Source organism: Corynebacterium sp. KPL1995, from assembly GCF_000477935.1.
GTDB lineage: Bacteria > Actinomycetota > Actinomycetes > Mycobacteriales > Mycobacteriaceae > Corynebacterium > Corynebacterium pseudodiphtheriticum.
Map to the genome: position 1 here is coordinate 1,732,566 of NZ_KI515715.1, position 21,041 is coordinate 1,753,606.

20 protein-coding genes and 1 pseudogene are annotated in these 21,041 nt (G+C 52.1%); 18 read left to right on the forward strand and 3 right to left on the reverse strand.

Annotation, left to right across the window (positions count from 1 at the left end; genetic code table 11):
• The first annotated feature begins 22 nt into the window (after positions 1-22).
• The 6 genes from aroB to HMPREF1292_RS07715 all read left to right on the forward strand — a co-directional run bounded on the left by aroB (position 23) and on the right by HMPREF1292_RS07715 (position 4,958).
• A complete protein-coding gene (gene aroB / locus HMPREF1292_RS07690) occupies positions 23-1,138 on the forward strand; it encodes a 3-dehydroquinate synthase (RefSeq protein WP_051137470.1) in 1,116 nt (371 codons plus the stop codon).
• 32 nt (positions 1,139-1,170) lie between these two features.
• A complete protein-coding gene (gene aroQ / locus HMPREF1292_RS07695; RefSeq protein WP_023019416.1) occupies positions 1,171-1,626 on the forward strand; it encodes a type II 3-dehydroquinate dehydratase in 456 nt (151 codons plus the stop codon).
• Positions 1,627-1,735: 109 nt separating this feature from the next.
• A complete protein-coding gene (locus tag HMPREF1292_RS07700) occupies positions 1,736-2,827 on the forward strand; it encodes an aminopeptidase P family protein (RefSeq protein WP_021352536.1) in 1,092 nt (363 codons plus the stop codon).
• A 114-nt stretch (positions 2,828-2,941) separates the two neighbouring features.
• Complete coding sequence (efp, locus tag HMPREF1292_RS07705) at positions 2,942-3,505, forward strand: elongation factor P (RefSeq protein ID WP_021352535.1); 564 nt, start codon at positions 2,942-2,944, stop codon at positions 3,503-3,505.
• 10 nt (positions 3,506-3,515) lie between these two features.
• On the forward strand, positions 3,516-4,064 hold the full coding sequence (nusB, locus tag HMPREF1292_RS07710; RefSeq protein WP_023019417.1) for a transcription antitermination factor NusB: 549 nt from the start codon (positions 3,516-3,518) through the stop codon (positions 4,062-4,064).
• Between the two features lie 6 nt (positions 4,065-4,070).
• Positions 4,071-4,958, forward strand: coding sequence for a PPK2 family polyphosphate--nucleotide phosphotransferase (locus HMPREF1292_RS07715; RefSeq protein WP_023019418.1), 888 nt, complete (start codon positions 4,071-4,073; stop codon positions 4,956-4,958).
• Positions 4,959-4,960: 2 nt separating this feature from the next.
• Here HMPREF1292_RS07715 and HMPREF1292_RS07720 read toward each other — a convergent pair whose 3' ends face one another.
• The 3 genes and pseudogenes from HMPREF1292_RS07720 to HMPREF1292_RS11600 form a co-directional block, all read right to left on the reverse strand.
• Positions 4,961-5,413, reverse strand: a complete 453-nt coding sequence (locus HMPREF1292_RS07720; RefSeq protein WP_021352532.1) for a YbjN domain-containing protein — start codon at positions 5,411-5,413, stop codon at positions 4,961-4,963.
• Between the two features lie 16 nt (positions 5,414-5,429).
• Positions 5,430-5,948: a YbjN domain-containing protein gene (locus HMPREF1292_RS07725; RefSeq protein ID WP_023019419.1), complete on the reverse strand. Its 519-nt coding sequence runs from the start codon at positions 5,946-5,948 to the stop codon at positions 5,430-5,432.
• 172 nt (positions 5,949-6,120) lie between these two features.
• Positions 6,121-6,972 (reverse strand): annotated as a pseudogene (locus HMPREF1292_RS11600) (TIGR01777 family oxidoreductase); the annotation flags it as partial.
• A gap of 641 nt (positions 6,973-7,613) precedes the next feature.
• Between HMPREF1292_RS11600 and pyrR the strand changes: the two are divergent.
• The 12 genes from pyrR to coaBC all read left to right on the forward strand — a co-directional run bounded on the left by pyrR (position 7,614) and on the right by coaBC (position 20,965).
• The gene (pyrR, locus tag HMPREF1292_RS07735; protein WP_023019421.1) at positions 7,614-8,249 is read left to right on the forward strand and encodes a bifunctional pyr operon transcriptional regulator/uracil phosphoribosyltransferase PyrR; all 636 of its coding nucleotides are present in this window, start codon (positions 7,614-7,616) and stop codon (positions 8,247-8,249) included.
• Positions 8,249-9,184, forward strand: coding sequence for an aspartate carbamoyltransferase catalytic subunit (locus HMPREF1292_RS07740; protein WP_021352527.1), 936 nt, complete (start codon positions 8,249-8,251; stop codon positions 9,182-9,184). Before pyrR ends, HMPREF1292_RS07740 begins: the two co-directional genes overlap by 1 nt.
• Positions 9,185-9,264: 80 nt before the next feature.
• Positions 9,265-10,656 (forward strand): dihydroorotase, encoded by a 1,392-nt coding sequence (locus HMPREF1292_RS07745; RefSeq protein WP_051137387.1) that lies wholly within the window; start codon positions 9,265-9,267, stop codon positions 10,654-10,656.
• A 65-nt stretch (positions 10,657-10,721) separates the two neighbouring features.
• Positions 10,722-11,930 carry a glutamine-hydrolyzing carbamoyl-phosphate synthase small subunit gene (gene carA / locus HMPREF1292_RS07750; protein WP_023019423.1) on the forward strand — a complete coding sequence of 403 codons (1,209 nt, stop codon included), beginning with the start codon at positions 10,722-10,724 and terminating at the stop codon, positions 11,928-11,930.
• Positions 11,931-11,932: 2 nt separating this feature from the next.
• Complete coding sequence (gene carB / locus HMPREF1292_RS07755) at positions 11,933-15,268, forward strand: carbamoyl-phosphate synthase large subunit (RefSeq protein WP_021352523.1); 3,336 nt, start codon at positions 11,933-11,935, stop codon at positions 15,266-15,268.
• Complete coding sequence (gene pyrF, locus HMPREF1292_RS07760; protein WP_023019424.1) at positions 15,258-16,097, forward strand: orotidine-5'-phosphate decarboxylase; 840 nt, start codon at positions 15,258-15,260, stop codon at positions 16,095-16,097. The genes carB and pyrF overlap by 11 nt, the downstream gene beginning before the upstream one ends.
• A 296-nt stretch (positions 16,098-16,393) precedes the next feature.
• Positions 16,394-16,717, forward strand: coding sequence for an integration host factor, actinobacterial type (mihF, locus tag HMPREF1292_RS07765; protein WP_021352521.1), 324 nt, complete (start codon positions 16,394-16,396; stop codon positions 16,715-16,717).
• Between the two features lie 5 nt (positions 16,718-16,722).
• Positions 16,723-17,292: a guanylate kinase gene (gene gmk, locus HMPREF1292_RS07770; protein ID WP_021352520.1), complete on the forward strand. Its 570-nt coding sequence runs from the start codon at positions 16,723-16,725 to the stop codon at positions 17,290-17,292.
• Between the two features lie 66 nt (positions 17,293-17,358).
• Complete coding sequence (gene rpoZ, locus HMPREF1292_RS07775) at positions 17,359-17,640, forward strand: DNA-directed RNA polymerase subunit omega (RefSeq protein ID WP_023019425.1); 282 nt, start codon at positions 17,359-17,361, stop codon at positions 17,638-17,640.
• A 291-nt stretch (positions 17,641-17,931) separates the two neighbouring features.
• Entirely contained in the window at positions 17,932-18,069 is a 138-nt protein-coding gene (locus HMPREF1292_RS11135) for a hypothetical protein (RefSeq protein WP_021353980.1), read from the forward strand.
• Positions 18,069-19,688 (forward strand): sodium:solute symporter, encoded by a 1,620-nt coding sequence (locus HMPREF1292_RS07780; RefSeq protein ID WP_023019426.1) that lies wholly within the window; start codon positions 18,069-18,071, stop codon positions 19,686-19,688. Before HMPREF1292_RS11135 ends, HMPREF1292_RS07780 begins: the two co-directional genes overlap by 1 nt.
• A gap of 26 nt (positions 19,689-19,714) precedes the next feature.
• Entirely contained in the window at positions 19,715-20,965 is a 1,251-nt protein-coding gene (coaBC, locus tag HMPREF1292_RS07785) for a bifunctional phosphopantothenoylcysteine decarboxylase/phosphopantothenate--cysteine ligase CoaBC (protein ID WP_023019427.1), read from the forward strand.
• Positions 20,966-21,041 lie beyond the last annotated feature (76 nt).

Genomic DNA, 21,041 nt, shown 5'->3' on the forward strand with positions numbered 1-21,041 from the left:
GTACACGACGATGAACTTCAACATGTTTTCACCATCGCCGGATAATCGGCAATTTACCCGCGGTACCACGGAGGTTATTGAGGTTAACGGCCCTAATCCCTACCAAGTTATTGTCGACCGTGGCTTGACTGATGCGATAGCAGAGCGGAGTAAACAGACTGGCGCACAAACCGTGGGTATTATTCACCAGCCGACGATGGCAGCCCCGGCGCGTCAGCTAGCATCTGTCATCGAAGACCGTGGCTTACGAGTGCATTTGTTTCCAGTACCCGATGCAGAAGCCGCGAAGAGCCTAGAGGTTGTCGGCGAATTATGGGATAAGCTCGCACAGCATAATTTTTCTCGCCGCGACGTGGTCATTGGATTTGGTGGTGGTGCGGTCACAGACCTCGTCGGGTTTGTTGCTGCCACTTGGATGCGCGGTATCAAAGTCATTCAAGTACCTACCACGCTTTTGGCAATGGTGGATGCAGCTGTTGGTGGAAAAACAGGAATTAATACTGGTCACGGTAAAAACCTGGTGGGAGCGTTCCATGAGCCCGATAGCGTATTTGTCGATCTGGACCGGCTTACGACGCTTCCGCAAAGCGAAATCATTGCTGGATCAGCTGAAATTATTAAGACTGGATTTATCAGTGACAGCATTATCATCGATCGTTACGAGGCAGACCCACAGAACTGCCTAGACCCAGATGGTTATCTTCCAGAATTAATTGCGCGTTCGATTGCAGTAAAGGCGAACGTCGTCGGGATGGATCTTCGTGAGTCTGGATTACGTGAGACGTTGAACTATGGACACACCTTCGCACACGCAGTGGAATTGCGAGAAGAATTCCAGTGGCGCCACGGCGATGCTGTGGCTGTCGGCATGATGTATGTTGCGCATCTCGCGCACAACCGCAAACTGATTGACGAAGATCTTTTGCGACGTCATCGAAGCATCTTGCAGTCTGTCGGTCTCCCGATTTCGTATGAAGCTGGACATTTTTCTGTACTGCGCGACGGTATGAGTCGAGATAAGAAAAATCGTGATGGAAATCTGCGCTTTGTCGCCCTGACAAGAATCGGTGAGTGCACTCGCATTTCAGATGCCTCAGATGAGGAATTACGCGCAGCGTACACAGCGATCAGTAGCTAATACTGTAGGTGTGCAACGTTAAGGAGGAATTAATGTCCAGTGATAAGCATCCGACGATTTTGGTGCTTAATGGTCCAAACCTGAATCGTTTAGGGAAGCGGCAACCAGATGTTTACGGCGCTGTAACCTTGCCGGAACTGGAAAAACAGCTGGTTAGCGCAGGTCATGCACGAGGCCTGCAGGTAGTATGTCGACAGTCGAACGCAGAGCACGAATTAGTGGAATACGTGCATGAAGCTGCGGATAAGCAGTGGCCTGTGATCATTAATCCGGGTGGACTGACACACACGTCGGTAGTATTGCGTGATGCGCTAGCAGAAGTTGCCGAACGGAAGGGGTTCATTGAGGTACACATCTCCAATATCCATGCCCGCGAACCGTTTCGTGCGCATTCCTACCTTTCTCCTATCGCTCGAGGAGTGATTTGCGGGTTAGGCGTTTCCGGTTATTACGCAGCAGTAGATTATTGGGCGAAGAATTTGGCGTAACATCGTGATTTGTAATTCTTTTTCTAGATTATGAGCAAGAGAGCAAACAATCGCGAATCACCGCAGATTTTAATTCGATCATAAGATTTAGTTTACGATGAGGAGAAAAATGGCACTGGCAGATACTCGTTTCAGTAACCGCCGTCGTAAGTTGGCGACTGCAATGGCGGAAGAACGACTCGATGACTTTTTGGTTACTCACTTAATACACGTGCGCTACCTTTCTGGATTTTCTGGATCTAACGGTGCAGTCCTGCTGTCGAAAGACCAATCAGCTGCTATTAGCACTGATGGTCGCTATGCAACACAGATCGCTGAGGAAGTACCGGATATCGACGCGGTGATCACGAGCGCTATCACGAAAGAGCTGTTGCAGAAACTGGAAGGACCGCGTCGCGTCGGGGTTGAATCCGATTTCGTGAGCATTGAGCAGTTTAAGCAGCTCGAAAAACAGTGCCCGGATGAAGTCACCTTAGTACCTATTTCCGGGATGATTGAGAAGATCCGCCTGGTAAAAGATAACGTCGAAATTGAGCGTTTGACTGGGGTAGCAGAATTAGCGTCGCAAGCACTGGAAGACATGATTGCTGCTGGCGAAATTGCAGCAGGCCGTACCGAGCGGCAGGTGGCGGCCGATTTGGAATATCGTATGAGGCTGTTGGGGGCCGAACGGCCTAGTTTTGACACTATTGTTGCAAGTGGCCCGAACGGTGCGAAACCACACCATGGGGCGGACGATCGAGAGCTGCAAAAAGGGGATCTAGTCACTATCGACTATGGTGCGCATTTGCGCGGGTTTAACTCGGATATGACCCGCACCGTGGCTATCGGTCCCGTTGATGATTTTGCCCGGGAAATTTATGACCTTGTGCTCAAAGCACAGGAAGCAGGGGTTCGAGCAGCTACTCCGGGCACATCTCTTTCTGACGTCGATGAGGCGTGTCGTGAAATTATCCGAGAAGCAGGCTATGACGAGTATTTTGTCCACTCTACTGGCCACGGAATCGGCTTGGATGTACATGAAGCTCCGGCGGCTGCGAAGACTGGTCAAGGTAGCCTTGAGGCTGGGATGACACTGACGATTGAACCTGGTATTTATATTCCAGGTAAGCTTGGCGTTCGCATTGAAGACACATTGGTGATTACCGACGGTAAGCCCAAGAATCTGTCAACGCCTACAAAGCAATTACGTGAACTGTAAACCAGCGGAGTTTGTGCAGAAGCGTTAGGGTTATACTGGCGCAAGCTAATCTGAACTAAGCAGTGCCGGAAAACAGCGTACTGCCGCTAACTAGACACATTGGAGAGTTGATTCGTGGCTGATACTACTTCGTTTAAAAACGGCGTCGTCCTGAAAATTGACAACAAGCTGCAGCAAATTGTCGAATTCCAGCACGTGAAGCCTGGCAAAGGTCCTGCCTTTGTGCGTACCAAGCTGAAAGATGTCATGACTGGCAAGGTGACCGATAAGACCTGGAATGCCGGTGCAAAGGCAGAACTCGCGACGGTTGACCGTCGGGATATGACGTATCTTTACAATGACGGCACTAATTACGTTGTTATGGATGATAAGACCTTTGACCAGGTGGAGTTAGACGCCGAGAAATTTGGTCGTGCCGTTGACTTCTTGTTGGAAAATATGCGGATTCAGGTTTCTTTCCACGACAACGAGCCACTGTTCGCTGAACTTCCCATCAACGTCGACCTCAAAGTAGAGCACACCGAACCAGGTTTGCAGGGAGATCGTTCCAATGGCGGAACCAAGCCCGCAACGCTCGAAACAGGTGCGGAAGTTCAGGTGCCATTGTTTATTGAGACCGGCAACGTGGTGAAGATTGATACCCGTACCGGCGACTACCTGTCCCGTAGCAACAATTAACGCGCAGGGTATGTCAGTAAAGAAGAATCAGCCTAGTGCGGGTGCTCGATTTACCAGGCTAGACCAACGTCTACACACTAAACGGTATCGAGCCCGCCGCCGTGCTGCAGATATTCTCTATGAAGCTGAAACTAGAGACCTTGACCCCGTGGCAATCGTCAAAGAACGGGTGGAGTTAGCTAGTTGGGAACAACCTCCTGTTCCACCAGTGGCGGATTACACCAAAGAAATTGTTGCTGGTGCCGCTGAGAAGCTTGATGAAATTGATGAATTGATCGCGCGCTTCTTGTCTCAAGAATGGGAACTGAGGCGTTTGCCGGCGGTGGATCGCGCAATCATGCGAGTCTCCGCGTGGGAGATTCTCTTCAATAAGGAGGTCCCCGCTGCTGTAGCGGTGGTGGAAGGCGTTGAATTAGCCAGCGAGTATTCCACTGATTCGGCCGCCCCATACATTCATGCAGTCCTTGATGACATTGCGCAGACCCAATCGGCAGATAACCCGATGGGGGATGAGGCGACTGCAGAAGCCAGTGATGAATCATCGGCGGGAAGCGATTAAGGCAAAATGCGATTCAAGCCCAAAGATGCAGAGCAACTGCGGGCAGACCTTCCTGTCGATCTCGCCGCAATTAATCCTCTGTCCACCCCGGGATATGTAGGCAAGGTTAGCGGAAAACGACTGCGTCGCCGATTCCATAAGTTTGATGAAGAATTGCGGACTCTACAGGAGCAGCTCTTCGCCCATGCACGGATTAGCGCTAGCACCGACGATTCTGCCTCGGGTGGGAGAGGTACGAATAGAGCTGGAGCAATACTACTTATCCTGCAGGGGATGGATACATCAGGCAAAGGCGGGATGATTCGCAATGCTTTATCAGTTTTCGATCCACAGGGCTTAAAACCGATCAGTTTCGGTGCACCGAATGCAGAGGAACTTTCCCACGACTTTCTCTGGCGGATACGAAAGCACGCCCCGCAGCCGGGGGAAATTGTTGTCTTCGATCGTTCTCACTATGAGGACGTACTGATTCAACGAGTAGAGAGCATGGCAACGCCGGAAGAAATCGAGCGACGCTATGGGGCCATCGTCGATTTTGAATCAGAATTGGCTGCGCAAGGCGTTACTATAATAAAAGTCATGCTCCACATCTCTCCTGATTTCCAGAAGAAAAATTTGCTTCGCCGTTTGCGCAGGGTGGATAAACGCTGGAAATTCGATCCGTCTGACATTGAGAACCGCGCTAAATGGGATGATTATCAGCGCGCTTATGAGATTGCGATTGATCGTACCGATAGCGATCACGCACCGTGGTACATCGTCCCGAGTGATAACAAACTTTATGCCCGCACAGCCGTGAAGTTTTTATTACTTCGCCGGTTACGGGCGATGGGGCTTAACTGGCCTGATCCTGGCTATGACGTCGCTGTGCAGCAGCGGCGCCTAAGCCAGTAGCTTTACTGATCACGATGCTCGTTAAGTTTGCGCATTTCTTCTGCGGCCGCGACCATGGCATCTTGAGCACGGACTACGCCGTCCACGGCCGTTTTAAGAGTCGCCTGAAGCTGTTCATCAGAGATCCCCGCCGCTACGACGATGTCGCGTTCGGTACGAACGATTAGTTTTCCTTCGTGCTCTGCGATTACGGCTCGCGCCCCAATCGAGGTGGAGTTAATTTGGTTAGCGGCTAGAAACAGGCCCGCGTCAGCACTGTCATATTTTGTGTCTGTTGCTACCTCTGACCGGACGACCATGGCAGAACCGAGCACAGCAAATGTGCATAACGTGTCATTCAGATTGGCCGTGGCTATTTCTTTGTCTTGCACTTTTGTTAGTTCTACGTTGAATTCCCGCATTGTTGCAATGACGCGATCGATGCTGGCAGGTGCAAGCTGCGTTGCTTGATTCATCCTCGGACTCCTATTTTTATTTGTCGTGTGCGTGATTGTTTTCCCAGGTGACTGAATCCGGGAATTGTTTCTCGAGTGACTGGAAGGATTCAAGCACTGCATCCAGCGTGCTGAGAAGGAACGCGCCCAATTGGTTACGCGTCATTCCGGTGCTGACATCTGCCTCACGTACAGCCGAGATTGCGAGTAATTCTTCGCCCTGTTCGAAAAAACGCAGCGTCGGCGCAAATTGCGCTTGGTTCCAAGAGTTTACGACCGCAAGCACATCCACGGCTTGGCTGGTGCTCAACTGTCCACGCCAGAGGGAATCGACGATGAGAGTATTTTGTCGTACGCTTATCGCGATTGCTGCGTTGCTAAACCCGGTTCGTACCACCTGCAACGTGCTGCCATCAGGGATGTTTTGTTCTTCATGACGGTAAATGAGGTTTTCCGCTTCGAGGATTTCGCCGATCCGCTCAAAGGTTACTTCTGCGATGTCACCGACGGTTTCTGGCGAACGTTCTTGCTCATTCGGTACGGACTGTTGGCTCATGGGTTGTTTCCATTCTGGGGTTCGACTTGATCTAACTACTGCCACCGTACCGGGAAATGCTCTCGAAAATCATTGTTGTCTCGCCTGCGTTAACGCAAAGACATTGGCGAAATCGGTATTTTCGACCCTCGGCTTGGTTCGGCGAATGCATTTTTGCACTACTCCGGCTGTATTAAAGATAAGCGCTGCTATCCTGTAGTTGTTCACCTCCTAGTTCGTGCGCCAGCGCTGCCTCGATGGTCGAAAAACGGAAATTATGGCCCAGTTGACGTATTTTCGCACTTGATACTCGTTGGTCAGCTAGAGCTAATTCATGAGCACCTTCTTTGCCGAGTAAAAGTTTTGGGCCAAAGGTAGGGATAGGCAGCAGGGTTGGGCGATTGAGTTCAGTTCCGAGTGCCTTCGCCATGTCCTTATTGAGCACAGGCTCTGGGGCAGTGGCATTAACTGCACCACTAATTCGATGGTCGACGATCGCGCGGGTATAGATATCGGTTAGATCGTCCATTGCGATCCAACTAAACCAGAAATTGCCATCGCCGAAACTCCCTCCCAAACCGGTGGAAAACAATGTTTTGAGAAGCGGCAGCAGACCAGAATTTCCGGAAAGCGCCACTCCGGTACGAATATTGACCACACGTTTTCCAGCGTCTGCAGCTGGATGGCATGCGTGCTCCCAGTCAGTGACGACGTCGGCGAGGAAACCATCGCCGCGATCAGAACTTTCCGTGAGTTTTTCTGCACTACGATCTGGCCCGTAAATGCCTATTGCAGAAGCGCATACCATTGTGGTGACGCTCGCAGATTCAGCGACTAACCGCGATAGCTTGTAGGTAGGGTTTACTCGTGAATCACGAATCTCTTTTTTATGTGCTTCGTTGAAACGACCAAAAATGGGTTCTCCTGCCAAGTGCACGAGCACGTCAACGCCTGCAAGCAAGTGTACTGATGGATAATCGGTATTCCAGTGGCGCTGACCGGTTGTGGTAGTACCGCGAACTAACTCAATGACTGTATGCCCAGCTGTAGTTAGTTGAGCCTTGAGATTACGACCTACAGAACCATGCGCACCGGTAATCGCAATAGTAAGTGATTTCGTGGGCTTAGTAGTCGCCGAACCGTCAACGAGCCGGAGGGATGTTAAGAAAGACAAATCCGAGATGAGTTGTTGTTGCCGGTAGGCAAATACTGAGCGCAACAAATTTGCTGGTGCACGGGTATGAACGGTGTCGGTGATTAGTGTGGTGTTTGGCTGCGTACCGTCAGCGAAATGGTGGTCGTGACGCCATTGCGCAAGTTGCCGCACCGGCGAATTTAAACATATATCGGAAAAGGATATTTCTGGTTGGTAACGAGTCAGATCGTGGCGCGAGACCCATTTCAGGCCGGCAGGCAGGCGGAAAACTGTGGTTCCGGTGGCAAGATTTTCGGCCTCAGAATGGGGGGTCATTGGCATAAAAGGCGGGGTGAGACGACTGATTGCCCCAGGTCGGGTATGCCAGTCCCACACTTGGGGGCGTGGGGCCGGAACGAGGTGCTGGGAGGAGAAGCTCACGCGCGTAATCCTTAGTGCTAGACTGAAGCGGTGTCTCCATCATAGACTCAAACAGAAATGCAGTCGGCATCCTTTAAAGTCCGCACAGAGAGGCGGGGAAGGAGGGCACGATGACAGTGGAAGAACCGTCCGCGGGAGTAGCAGAGACAACTGAGTTGTTGAGTGCAGCTGCAATTTCGCGCACGATCGCACGCATCGCGCACCAGATCATTGAGAAAAATGCTATTGGTTCACCGGAATCAGCGCCGGTGCTTTTATTGGGCATCCCATCAGGCGGCCTACCTTTAGCAGAACGTATAGCGGAAAAAATTGACGAATTTTCCGGACAATCTGTTGCCACTGGTGCGTTGGATATTACCCTGTACCGTGACGATCTTCGTTCGAAGCCACATCGTGCACTGAAACCAACTTCTATTCCGCGTGGTGGCATCGATGATGCCATTGTGGTGCTTGTCGACGACGTATTGTTTTCTGGTCGCACGATTCGCGCGGCGCTTGATGCGATGTCGGATATCGGTCGCCCGCGCGCGATTCAGTTAGCTGTTTTAGTTGATCGTGGCCACCGTGAACTTCCGATCCGCGCAGATTTCGTCGGTAAAAATCTGCCAACTGCCCGTTCTGAGGGTATTTCGGTTTTAAACGCAGATATTGACGGTCGAGACGCAGTGATTTTGTCGCGCGGTTCGCGTGCCACACAGGCGCTAGTGACATCTGTCGGCGAGCAGACTAGCCAAGGAGAACAGTAGTGAAACATTTGTTGTCGATCTCGGACTTGAGCGCGGATGAAATTACGGCTTTGCTGGACGAAGCTGAACGGTTTTCGGAAGCCTTGCTCGATCGAGATGTGAAGAAACTTCCCACCTTGCGTGGTCGGACGATTTATACCTTGTTTTATGAAAACTCGACGCGTACTCGTTCTTCGTTCGAAACTGCGGGGAAGTGGATGAGCGCCGATGTGATTAATCTGTCTGCATCCTCGTCATCAGTGTCCAAAGGGGAATCGCTGCGTGATACAGGATTGACATTGGCAGCAATTGGCGCAGATGCGATTATTACCAGGCACCCATCGTCTGGAGCAGCCCAACTACTTGCTAACTGGGTGGATACTGATGGGGCAGGCCCGTCAGTGATTAACGCTGGTGATGGAGCGCATCAGCATCCTACCCAAGCTTTGTTGGATGCGATGACCCTGCGCCAACACCTCGGCGAAATTGCCGGCCGCCGGGTGGTAATCGTTGGAGATTGTTTGCATTCCAGAGTTGTGCGTTCGAACGTTGATTTGCTAGCCACGATGGGCGCGGACGTAGTGTTAGTGGCTCCACAGACTTTGTTGCCGCATGGTGTGGAAAACTGGCCGGTACGCACCAGCCATGATTTTGATGCCGAATTAGTTGAAGCGGATGCTGTCATGATGCTACGCGTACAAAAAGAACGTATGAACGGTGGGTTTTTCCCATCGCACCGTGAGTACGCTACCTATTACGGACTCTCGAAAGATCGTGCGGCGCTGTTACGCGATGAAGCTATAATCATGCACCCAGGCCCCATGTTGCGTGGCATGGAAATTAACTATGATGTCGCCGATTACCCCAATACCGTCGTATTGGGGCAGGTAAATAACGGTGTGCATATGCGGATGGCGGTGTTATTCACGTTGTTGGCCGGGTCCGGGGTGGCGTAATGCGAGACAGGTTAGACAACATATATAAAGAACAAAAAATGACAGCACACAAACCACATAACACAGGGGAAGCGACGAACATGTCTCACGCACACCATGCCCCGACTCACGGAGAATATCCAGCCACCGGGGAGTTGCGTCCAGCAGCACCGCAATCGCTGTTGTTGCGCAACGTGCGCCCGTACGGAGAGGGCAGCCCAGTCGATGTGCTACTTGCCGACGGTCGCATTCAGGCGATAGAGCCTACCGATTCACCAGCCGCTGCGAAGCTTAATGCAGATGACCAGCGGGATTTGGGTGGAAATATCTTATTACCTGGGCTGGTAGACATGCATGTGCATTTGCGTGAACCGGGCAGGGAAGACACAGAAACTATCGTCACGGGATCCGAGGCGGCGGCACGCGGCGGTTTTACTGCAGTCTTCACCATGGCTAACACACAGCCAGTTACTGATCAGCCGGTGATCGCAGAGTCCGTCTGGTACAAGGGTCAGCAATATGGGGTTTGCGATGTGCATCCCGTGGGGTCGATTTCCCAGGGGCTGGAGGGGAAAAACCTCACAGAGTTTGGCATGCTTGCACGCAGCGCCGCGAAAGTGCGAATGTTCTCTGACGACGGTAAATGCGTCAACGATCCACAATTGATGCGCCGTGCCCTGGAATATGCCAAAGGCTTGAACGTATTGATCGCGCAACACGCAGAAGACCATCGTATGACCCAAACAGCGGTTGCTCACGAGGGGGCGACTGCCGCGCAGCTTGGATTATCGGGCTGGCCGAGGGTCGCAGAAGAATCGATCGTCGTCCGGGATGCGCTATTAGCACGGGATTACGGAAACCGCGTGCATATTTGCCACGCTTCTACTGCCGGAACCGTTGAGCTTATCCGCTGGTCGAAGCAGAATAATATCCCTATCACCGCGGAAGTCACGCCACATCATTTATTGCTCCATGATGAGAAGCTGCGCACGTATGATGGAATTTTTCGTGTGAATCCTCCGCTACGCGAGGAATCAGACACGATGGCTTTGCGCCAAGCTTTGATTGATGGCGTAATTGACTGTGTGGCAACCGATCACGCACCGCATGGTAGCGAAGACAAATGCGTGGAATTTGAACACGCGAAACCCGGAATGCTCGGATTAGAATCATCTCTGGCTGTCATAGCGCAGATTTTTGTTGAATCAGGAATGGCTGACTGGAGATTTGTCGCGCGGGTCATGTCCGAACGCCCTGCGCAAATTACTCATCTGCCGGATCACGGTCGACCGATCGCAGTGGGAGAACCCGCCAACCTTACGGTGGTAGATCCGGCTCATCCCTGGACGTCGAAAGCCGAGGAATTTGCCTCTAAATCTAGGAATAACCCATATGAGGGTCTCGAATTTGGGGCGAAAGTCACCCACACTATCTTGCGTGGTGGCTTGAGTTTTGAGCTTGCCAAGTCTGCACAACCGGCGAACAAAAAGTAGTCCCACAGGGAATAATTGCATTGAGTACTCGAGAACACGAACACAGCAAGCGAAAGGCAACGACCGTGAATAATCCTGCAGCCAGAAGCTATCCACCGGAGGCAATACCTGCAGTCCTTGTCCTCGGAGACGGCAGTGTATATCCGGGGTTTGGATTCGGCGCAACCGGAAAAAACCTCGGAGAGGCTGTATTTACAACTGCGATGACTGGTTACCAAGAGACGATGACGGATCCGTCGTACCATCGTCAGATTGTGGTGGCCGCGGCTCCGCACATTGGTAATACCGGCTGGAATGAGGAAGATGATGAGTCACATGATGGGCGAATCTGGGTCGCAGGGCTCGTTATTCGTGACCTGGCTCATCGTGTGTCCAATTGGCGTGCGACGAGCTCGTTACCCGAAGTTATGCAAAAGCAGGGAATCATAGGAATTTCGGGTATCGATACGCGCACGTTAGTTCGGCGTCTCCGTAATCATGGCTCCGTGAAGGCCGGAATATTTTCTGGTGCGCAAGCACAACGTCCGCATGCTGAGCTGATTGCAGAAGTTCAGGGGCAGAACGACATGACCGGTGCGGATTTGGCCAGTGAGGTGTCGGTAGATAAAGCCTACACGGTGCCTGCAGAAGGGCAGACCCGTCACCGCGTAGTTGCCTTCGACATGGGTATCAAGACTGCGACGCCGCGCAATTTTGCGCGTCGTGGAATTGAAACTGTCGTGGTTCCGGCGGGTACTAGTTTTGCGGAAGTGCAAGAGCTGCAGCCTGATGGAGTATTTATCTCTAACGGCCCGGGAGATCCGGCCACAGCGGATGAGATGGTGTCTACGCTACGCGAAATTCTGGCTGCAAAAATTCCGTTTTTCGGTATTTGTTTCGGTAATCAGCTGCTTGGGCGAGCGTTGGGTTTAGAGACGTACAAAATGAAGTTTGGGCACCGTGGAATCAATGTTCCAGTGGTGCACCATGAGTCAGGGAAGATCGACATCACCTCGCAAAACCACGGTTTTGCCTTGGCCGCGCCTGGTAATACCAAGACTTTGACTGCTGACAGCCCAGAAACTGATCGAGCGTTTTCCACTGATTTCGGACCGGCGTTAATCACTCATACTTGTCTTAACGATGGCACTGTTGAAGGCGTGGCACTTCGTAGTGGTTTAGCTTATTCGGTTCAATACCACCCAGAGTCAGCTGCGGGGCCACACGATGCCCACCCACTTTTCGATCAATTTCTCGCTCTGCTTGATCAGCACGACCAGGAAAGGAAAGCTTAATTATGCCAAAGCGCCCTGATATTCAACACGTCCTGGTCATTGGATCTGGACCAATTGTTATTGGCCAAGCTTGTGAGTTCGATTATTCGGGTACACAGGCATGCCGGGTTCTGAAGGCTGAGGGCCTACGGGTAACCTTGGTGAATTCAAATCCAGCTACGATTATGACCGATCCGGAGTTTGCTGACGCAACTTACGTTGAACCGATCGAGACTGAGTACATAGAGAAAATCATCGAAAAAGAACGCGCCGGTGGCCATCCGATTGACGCTGTGCTTGCGACACTTGGCGGACAAACTGCGTTGAATGCTGCGATCCAATTAGACCGTGCTGGTGTTCTGGATAAACACGGCATTGAGCTTATCGGTGCTGATATCGATGCGATCGAACGTGGCGAAGATCGTCAGAAGTTTAAAGACATCGTCGAGAAAGTCGGTGGTGAATCAGCACGTTCCGAGGTGTGCTACACGATGGACGAAGTCCATGCGTGCGTCGAGCGGTTAGGGCTTCCGGTCGTAGTGCGTCCATCGTTTACCATGGGCGGCCTTGGTTCAGGGCTTGCTTACACCTACGAGGATTTGGAAAGAATTGCCGGTGGAGGTATCGCTGCATCTCCAGATGCGAATGTTCTCATTGAAGAATCCATATTAGGTTGGAAAGAATTCGAGTTGGAGTTGATGCGCGACGGTGATGATAACGTCGTGGTCATTGCCTCCATCGAAAATGTCGATGCCCTCGGCGTGCACACGGGTGATTCGGTAACGGTAGCGCCTGCCCTGACGCTAACCGACCGTGAATTCCAGAGAATGCGTGATCTGGGTATCGACATTATTCGCGAAGTGGGAGTGGATACCGGCGGATGTAATATCCAGTTTGCGATCAACCCGGACGACGGGCGCATCATTGTTATTGAGATGAACCCGCGAGTGTCGCGCTCGTCAGCTCTGGCATCCAAGGCCACTGGATTTCCGATTGCAAAGCTGGCAGCCAAGCTCGCGATCGGATATTCCTTGGACGAGGTTAGCAATGACATCACGGGGACTACTCCGGCAGCCTTTGAGCCGACTTTGGACTATGTCATCGTAAAAGCACCCCGTTTTGCCTTTGAAAAATTCCCGGGTGCAGATGACACTCTGACGACCACTATGAAATCGGTGGGCGAGGCCATGGGAATTGGTCGTAACTATATCCAAGGCTTGAACAAAGTTATGCGCTCGCTGGAAGCCAAACCGTTTGGCCTTTGGACTGTGCCAGATGAGGTCATCGCTGGCGAGGCAACTGAGGTTTCTGAGATTCTTGATCGCTTGCGGCGCCCAACCGCAGGGCGTATGTACGATGCTGAATTGGCTATTCGTTGGGGTGCCAGCATTGATGCAGTGCACGAAGCTTCCGAAATTGATCCCTGGTTCCTTGCCGAATTAGCGCACCTCGTGGAATTTGGTAATTATCTGCGCACCGCACCGGTCTTAGACGAGCAACTACTCCGGCAGGCGAAAGTTATGGGCCTGTCAGATGCACAGATCGCTGCGCTTCGACCAGAGTTTGCTGGCGAAGACGGCGTGCGTTCATTGCGCTGGAGCCTGGGCATCCGCCCTGTCTACAAGACTGTTGATACCTGCGCTGGAGAATTTGAAGCCCATACGCCGTATCATTATTCGGCCTATGAATATGATCCAAACGCAGAATCAGAGGTTTCTGAGCAGCCTGACAAGGACAAAGTCATAATCTTGGGCTCTGGGCCAAACCGCATCGGTCAGGGAATCGAGTTCGACTATTCATGTGTGCATGCCGCGTTGGAACTGTCGCGTATTGGCTACGAAACCGTAATGGTTAACTGCAACCCTGAGACAGTCTCCACGGACTATGACACGGCTGACCGCCTATATTTTGAACCTCTGACTTTCGAAGATGTCATGGAGGTCTACTACGCTGAATCTCAGTCCGGAAACGTCGCTGGCGTGATCGTGCAGCTCGGCGGACAAACACCACTCGGCCTGGCCGAACGTCTCGCGGCTGCCGGGGTACCAGTGGTGGGAACCAGTCCAGAGGCCATTAATAATGCTGAAGATCGTGGGGTCTTCGGTAAAGTGTTGGCGCAAGCTAAACTGCCAGCACCAGATTTTGGTACTGCGACCACGTATGCTGAAGCGCGCGAAGTCGCTGCGCAGGTCGGCTACCCAGTGCTTGTGCGCCCTTCCTACGTGCTTGGTGGACGCGGCATGGAAATCGTCTATGACGAGGCCAGCCTGGAAAGCTATATTGAACGCGCTACGGAGCTTAGTGAAGACCACCCGGTCCTAGTGGATCGCTTCTTAGATTCGGCGATTGAAATTGATGTTGACGCTCTGTGCGACGGGGAAGAAGTCTATCTTGCTGGCGTGATGGAACACATTGAGGAAGCGGGCATTCACTCCGGTGATTCGTCGTGTGCATTGCCGCCGATGACATTGGGGCCGGAAGATATCGACAAAGTACGTGAATCGACCAAAGCATTGGCGCACGGCATCGGTGTAAAAGGCTTGATAAACGTACAGTTTGCGCTCAAAGATGACATTCTCTACGTCATTGAAGCGAACCCGCGCGCTTCTCGCACAGTTCCGTTTGTTTCGAAAGCTACCGGTGTGCCACTGGCCAAGGCTGCAGCGCGGATTATGCTTGGTGCGACGTTGCAAGACTTACGTGCTGAACGAATGATTCCAACGACTTATGATGGCGGGTCACTCCCATTGGATCACCCAATCGCAGTGAAGGAAGCCGTGATGCCGTTCAAGCGCTTCCGGCGTCCGGATGGTACTCCATTAGATACCTTGCTGTCACCGGAAATGAAATCTACCGGTGAAGTAATGGGCTTGGCAGATAACTTCGGCGCTGCTTATGCCAAAGCGGAAACCGCAGCTTTTGGCTGTCCGCCCCGCCAGGGAACGGTGTTTGTTTCCGTGGCAAACCGGGACAAGCGTACTTTGATCGTTCCTATTCAGCGTCTCGCTTCGCTTGGATTTAACCTCGTAGCGACCGCAGGCACTGCACAGATGCTTCGTCGTAACGGCATTGATTGTGAGATTGCGCATAAGGCGTCGGAAATCCGTGCCGGCAAAGTCGAAGGAAAATCCATCGTTGATCAGATCACTGAAGGCGATATTGATCTGATCCTGAATACCCCGGCTGGCTCTGCTGGTGCCCGCCATGATGGCTATGACATTCGTACTGCAGCAATTTCAGTAGGAATTCCTGCCGTTACCACCGTCCAAGGAATCACCGCAGCGGTGCAGGGAATCGAAGCTCTCCGCGGAGATGAGTTGACCGTCCGTAGCTTGCAGGAACTTAACCATGGCGACTAGTACGCGAGACAATTCTGTTAGTTTTGGCGAACGTCTTCGCGAGCGTGCCGCCGAGCGCGGGCGGCTATGCGTCGGTATTGATCCGCATGCAGGTCTATTACAGGATTGGGGGCTTGCCAACGATATTGCTGGGTTGCGAGAATTCTCCCGGCGTTGTGTCGACGCCTTTGCGGATACTGCATGCGTCGTCAAGCCGCAGGTCGCGTTTTATGAACGCTTCGGTGCTGCAGGTTATGCGGTGCTGGAAGAAACGCTCGACGCGCTACGAGACGCAGGTGCGCTGGTAATTGCGGATGCCAAACGCGGCGATATCGGTTCCACCATGGAAGGATATGCGTTTGCTTGGCTCGATCCGGATTCGCCGTTACACGCTGATGCTGTCACAGTGGCTCCATATCTCGGTTTGGGGGCACTAAAACCAGCAATTGCAGCTGCGGAGCAAAATGGCGCCGGCGTTTTCGTGCTAGCGGCAACTTCGAACCCGGAAGCGGTAGAACTGCAAAGCTTTCAACAAGCAGGCGTCAGTTTAGCGCAGCACGTAGTGGACTATTGCCGGGATTTTAACCAAAACCGTAATGCAGCAGTGCTGGGAGTTGTCGTGGGAGCTACAGTGTCTAGCCCGCTCGATCTGGGCGGATTCAATGGTCCAATACTCATGCCCGGAGTTGGGGCGCAAGGCGGCACTGTGGCTGACATCGCACGGATTACAGCAGATGCGACAGAATGGTCATTTCCTAATGTCTCTCGGAGTGTACTTTCCGCAGGCCCCGATGTTTCTGACCTGCGGAAAGCGGTTCTGAAGGAGGCTAATAATTTTCCTGGGCGTTAATATTCAGTCGTTTGTACCATTTGAATATTCTGCGAGAAAATATCGTGGATGAAGCTGTGGCATGACAGAATTATGCCGTTGTGCCTGGTGCAATATCGCGGATTGCCTGGTTGCGGTGTTAAGATATGCGAAAAGCTGACGTTGTCAGAAACGTGAGTGGCACAAGTGGCTAGTTCACGTCAATTGACCGCGTCTCGGCTCTATAGATCTCGGCTCTATAATTCCTAGTCGGGAGGCAACTGATACAGTTGCCGAAGATAAGAACCATAAACCCACATTGAATCGGAGGAATCCACGTGGCCCTTCCAAAGTTGACTGATGAGCAGCGTAAAGAAGCTCTGGCAAAGGCTGCTGAGGCACGTAAAGCACGCGCTGAGCTCAAAGCCGAACTGAAGCGTGGCGGAACCAATCTAAAAGAAGTTCTGGACAAGGCTGAAACCGATGAGATCATCGGCAAGACCAAGGTTGCGGCTTTGCTGGAAGCTTTGCCTAAGGTTGGTAAGGTCAAGGCACGCGAAATCATGGAGGACCTGGAGATTGCTCAGACTCGTCGCCTTCGCGGCTTGGGTGAGCGCCAGCGTCGTGCATTGCTGGATCGTTTCGGATACTCCGAAAACTAAAGCTAATGACCGGCGTGATACCACGGGGCCGTTTGGTCGTGTTAGCTGGGCCGACGGCCGTTGGAAAATCGACGGTCGTGAAACAACTGCGCACTACCGTTCCAGATCTCTATTTTTCAGTTTCTATGACCACCAGGGCACCGCGTCCTGGAGAGGCTGATGGAGTCGACTATTATTTCGTTAGCCCCGAGCGTTTCCAGGAGACCATTGACAGCGGGAAAATGCTTGAATGGGCAGAGGTACACTCCGGCTTGCAGCGTTCAGGTACACCTGCTCAGCCAGTAACCGAGGCCTTGGAACAAGGCCGCCCTGTGCTTGTAGAGGTGGACCTGGAAGGTGCAAGAAATGTGAAGGCAAAGATGCCGGAAGCAACCACGATATTTTTGGCGCCACCGTCTTGGGAGGTGCTGTGCGAGCGCTTGAGCAACCGGGGTACCGAACCAGACGATGTTGTCCGTCGTCGCTTAGACACAGCTCGTATAGAGTTGGATGCACAGGGCGAATTCGATCACGTTGTGGTTAACGATGATCTAAAACAGGCCGTAGAGTCCATTAGTGAATTCTTGCGCAGTTAGCTCTTGTTTCACCTGGACGGCTAATATATTTTCATACACTCAACGCGAAAAGGGGTTGGTCTCGTAGTGGCTACTGAGTCCACGAAATCTGACAGCGTCTTCGACACACCCGAAGGCATCACTGATCCACCGATCGACGAACTACTGAATAAAGTCTCGTCGAAGTATGCTCTGGTGATCTTTGCTGCGAAGCGCGCACGCCAGATTAATAGTTATTACCAGGAGCAAGACGAGGGCGTATTCGAATTCGTCGGTCCGCTGGTCACCCCAGAGCCAGGCGAAAAACCTCTCTCTTTGTCTTTGCGTGAAATCGAAGAAGGCTTGTTAGATCACGAAGAAGCTCGCTAATTCGCTCCGCTGCAATGAATAACTTTTAGTGTTGTGTAGGCTTCGACGCTTAGCTGGTATCGAGTCTCTGCTTCATTGCTTATTCTATAACCCACTGTCCCCGAGAACGGGGCGGTGGGTTTTCCGCGTGCAACGCCCCTCTGAATTCAAGCTGTTCGCGCACTTAACAGGGAACTCTGGCGTTGGCACAAGCTGTGGGGCGCGTGAGAAACCTGACAATAACTATAAAGTACGCTAGGATTCCACTGTTTGAGAACCCTGGTTCTGATGAGTTGTTGAATGGAGTGATGAATGCTCGAACTGCTGTTTCCCAGCATATTGCATATTGTGGTGTTTAGTGTCGGACTTGGTTTGGCCTTTTGGAAGCTGAATTCTGAATTGAAAAACGCCCAGCACCCCGCCGAGCAGAACGGGGAGGTTGAGAAATAGTGGATACATTCACGATCACTGTAATCCTCTCGTTTATCGGGTTTTTGGTAGTCGGAATTTGGGTTAGTCGGGGAATTAATAATAAAAACGACTACTTTGTTGCGGGTCGCAACGTCGGCGTTTTGTTCATCGTCGGTACGCTCGTGGCTTCCTTTCTGTCGACGGTGGCGCTCATGGGTGAGGCGGGTATGGCCTACGACGGTTTCCCTTGGCCAATCCTATTACTCGGTGTCATGTCCAAAATGGGCTACCTGGCCGGGGTCGTACTGTTTGGTCGTTATCTCCGCGATTCTGACGCATTGACCATCCCGGAATTTTTTGGCAAGCGGTTTAACTCGTCTCGGTTACGGGCTCTAGCTGGGGCTTCAGTGTTAGTGGGTATGGGGCTCTATCTGGTTACCGTTACTCGTGGCCTAGCGGTCGTTATCGAAGCAATTCTGGGGATCGATGGTTTTTGGGCGGTGTTCATAACCTGGGTGGCATTTACGATTTTTACGGTGTTGTCTGGATCCAAGGGCGTAATTATTACCGATACGATGATGTTCTTTTTCTTTATCATCGGAGGCGTGCTGGGGTCGGTAGCGATTTTCCGGGAGGCCGGTGGTGTAAAAGAAACCTTCAACAAACTGGCAGCTGACCCTACGCTGCGCGAAGGCTTGTTGTGGCATGGTCAGGTTGAAGGACCAGGTGAGCGTCTGAACTCGATAGGGGAAGCCCTCATCTATATATTCACCTTTGGTCTGGTGTGGGCCTTTGTCACGGCTGTGAGCCCGTGGCAGGCTTCGCGTTACATGATGGCAAAATCCAGTCACACTGCTATACGGGCGGGTATTGTTACCCTGCTGATAATCCCATCTTTCTATCTTTTCGTCATGTTCGCGGCGTATGCCGTGAATTTGATTAACCCGGAGATTGAACCGAACTCCCAGGTATTCATTTGGGCTGCATACAACATCATGCCGACTGCAATTGGTGTTATTCTTGTCACGGGTATCGTCGCTGCTGGTTTATCTTCAGCATCGACGTTCTTGTCGTTAGTCGGCTTCAGTGCAGCACACGACGTGGGGCCGATGTTCCGCCGTGGTGAAGGTCTCGATGGTGGAGATACAAAGACTGATAATGTGCGCAGTGCTCGTTGGGCAATGTTGATCGTGGGGGCCATCGCGTTGCTGTTGGCCTATATTGCTACCCCGAGCGTGCTCGATATTGGTTATATGGCTGCATCGTTTTTTGCTGCTTCCTGGGGAATTGTGGCCTTCGCCTCTACACAGTCAAAGCGGATTTCCGAAACTGGCGCGTTTTGGGGAATGTTGTTGGGTGGCGTGATTACCTTGATCCTGGAGAGCATCAAGACCTTCGGGGGTGTGGACTGGCCGATGGCATTCCACCCGGTGTTGTTCGGACTTGCGGCAAGTTTGATCGCGGTCATCATTGGATCAATGCTTCGACCAGTCGAGAAAAACTCGTGGCAGTACATTTCGGAGTTAAAGCAGCGCGTAGAGTCGGACGTGACTGTCGCGGAAGTCAAGGTGACTAATCGATACATTTACGTAGCGATCGGCTTTATTGCCATTTTGTTTAGCGCGGTAGGATTTTTCTACGTCCCCATTATGAGCTAGCCCAACCAGCAGGAGGCCAACGTACGATGCCTGGAGATCAAAGCCAGCCACGCAACCTCGTCATCGGGGTATGTGGTGGGATTGCTGCTTATAAGTCTTGTCAGTTGATTCGAGACTTCACCGAAGCAGGTGACCAGGTTCGTGTTATTCCCACCGAATCTGCCTTGCGGTTTGTGGGTAGCGCGACCTTTGAGGCGTTGTCCGGTAACCCTGTTTCTACCACGGTGTTCTCTGAAGTTGATGAAGTCGCCCATGTCCGGCTAGGTCAGGAAGCGGATGGCATCATTATTGCTCCCGCTACCGCAGATTTTTTGGCTCGTGTGGCTCATGGGCGTGCTGATGATTTATTGGCGGCTACCGTGTTGGTGGCGGCTTGTCCAGTGATTATTGCACCGGCTATGCACACAGAAATGTGGGAGAATCCGGCCACGCAAGCTAACGTTGCAACGCTGCGTGAACGGGGGATCGTCGTGGTAAATCCTGCCACCGGTCGTCTGACTGGCAGAGACTCCGGCCCGGGGCGATTGCCGGAACCCAGCCATATCGCTGATATTGCGCGAACTGTTTTTTCCGGTGCCAGCATGAAACAGACGCTTGCGGGGGTTAACGTACTTATTAGCGCAGGTGGAACGCAAGAAATTATTGATCCGGTTCGTTTTATCGGTAACCGCTCTTCTGGAAAACAAGGCTTTGCCTTGGCAGAAATCGCAGTACAGCGGGGAGCTACGGTCACTGTGGTCGCTGCGAATTGTGCCGCCTTGCAAGCTCCTCCCGGGGCCACCGTTATTCCGGTGGAAACAACCCGAGAACTGCAGCAAGAGCTGCACAATCAGGCACCGGAGGCTGACTTAATCATCATGGCTGCAGCGGTGTCGGATTTTCGTCCGGCGAATCCAGCAGAATTCAAAATGAAGAAATCGAATGAGACGGACAGTCCCAGTCTGAACAGAATTGAGATGACGGAAAATCCGGACGTGTTAGCTAGCCTGGTTAAAGCGCGGGCAAACCGCACGTTGGCTCCAGAGACTGTCATCATGGGTTTTGCTGCTGAAACGGGCGACGATACCCAATCGATTCTGACATATGCCCAAGAAAAGCTCGAACGTAAGGGCTGCGACATGCTGATGTGCAATGAAGTCGGTGTTGGCAAAGTTTTCGGGCAATCCACTAACCAGGGCTACCTCCTGGATAAGGACGGCGGGATTAGTGAGATCGCTGCGGCGACGAAGCATATGGTGGCTGCCCAGATTTTGGATAAATTGGCATTGCGCCTGTAGACAGCTTTGTCTATAGTAATCTATACTAAGTGGTATTCAGGCGTGGTTTTCTGAAGTAGTTATCTGCGCCACACAA

Excerpts from the sequence above, each read along its gene's own strand:
- aroB (WP_051137470.1), top strand. The coding sequence starts at position 23 with ATGTTTTCACCATCGCCGGATAATCGGCAATTTACCCGCGGTACCACG.
- aroQ (WP_023019416.1), top strand. The coding sequence starts at position 1,171 with ATGTCCAGTGATAAGCATCCGACGATTTTGGTGCTTAATGGTCCAAAC.
- HMPREF1292_RS07700 (WP_021352536.1), top strand. The coding sequence starts at position 1,736 with ATGGCACTGGCAGATACTCGTTTCAGTAACCGCCGTCGTAAGTTGGCG.
- nusB (WP_023019417.1), top strand. The coding sequence starts at position 3,516 with ATGTCAGTAAAGAAGAATCAGCCTAGTGCGGGTGCTCGATTTACCAGG.
- HMPREF1292_RS07715 (WP_023019418.1), top strand. The coding sequence starts at position 4,071 with ATGCGATTCAAGCCCAAAGATGCAGAGCAACTGCGGGCAGACCTTCCT.
- HMPREF1292_RS07720 (WP_021352532.1), bottom strand. The coding sequence starts at position 5,413 with ATGAATCAAGCAACGCAGCTTGCACCTGCCAGCATCGATCGCGTCATT.
- HMPREF1292_RS07725 (WP_023019419.1), bottom strand. The coding sequence starts at position 5,948 with ATGAGCCAACAGTCCGTACCGAATGAGCAAGAACGTTCGCCAGAAACC.
- pyrR (WP_023019421.1), top strand. The coding sequence starts at position 7,614 with ATGACAGTGGAAGAACCGTCCGCGGGAGTAGCAGAGACAACTGAGTTG.
- HMPREF1292_RS07745 (WP_051137387.1), top strand. The coding sequence starts at position 9,265 with ATGTCTCACGCACACCATGCCCCGACTCACGGAGAATATCCAGCCACC.
- carB (WP_021352523.1), top strand. The coding sequence starts at position 11,933 with ATGCCAAAGCGCCCTGATATTCAACACGTCCTGGTCATTGGATCTGGA.
- pyrF (WP_023019424.1), top strand. The coding sequence starts at position 15,258 with ATGGCGACTAGTACGCGAGACAATTCTGTTAGTTTTGGCGAACGTCTT.
- gmk (WP_021352520.1), top strand. The coding sequence starts at position 16,723 with ATGACCGGCGTGATACCACGGGGCCGTTTGGTCGTGTTAGCTGGGCCG.
- HMPREF1292_RS11135 (WP_021353980.1), top strand. The coding sequence starts at position 17,932 with ATGCTCGAACTGCTGTTTCCCAGCATATTGCATATTGTGGTGTTTAGT.
- coaBC (WP_023019427.1), top strand. The coding sequence starts at position 19,715 with ATGCCTGGAGATCAAAGCCAGCCACGCAACCTCGTCATCGGGGTATGT.